Origin of the sequence: Halalkalibacter flavus (assembly GCF_036663575.1) — a bacterium.
In the GTDB taxonomy this organism is placed as follows: domain Bacteria; phylum Bacillota; class Bacilli; order Bacillales; family Bacillaceae_D; genus Halalkalibacter; species Halalkalibacter flavus.
The window spans coordinates 1-319 of sequence record NZ_JAWRVK010000158.1 but is presented as its reverse complement, the minus strand read 5'-3'; the positions used below and the strand labels follow the sequence as shown (position 1 = coordinate 319).

Genomic DNA, 319 nt, shown 5'->3' with positions numbered 1-319 from the left:
CCCTATCGGGTAAATTTCTTTAACGAGATATCATGTATCTCTATTTCGCTTGGCTTTTGTTCAGTTTTCAAAGAACTACTTGTTCGCTCAACTCATCAGCGACAAAAATCATTGTACCACACCAACAAGTTCCGCGCAACATCTTTTTTAAAACAAATTCGCTACTCTTTCGCAGCGACAAGTAATAATGTATCACATCCACCGATTACATGCAACACTTTTTTTAAAAAAGTTCGCTTAGCAATTAATGGTGCGGGTGAAGGGAGTCGAACCCCCACGTCATAAGACACTAGATCCTAAGTCTAGCGCGTCTGCCAAT

General features: G+C 40.4%; 1 protein-coding gene. It reads left to right on the top strand.

The features are described 5' to 3' along the window. Positions 1-285: hypothetical protein (locus SAY88_RS24835; RefSeq protein ID WP_332635096.1), on the top strand; the 285-nt coding region annotated here is incomplete at its 5' end. Positions 286-319: the final 34 nt, after the last annotated feature.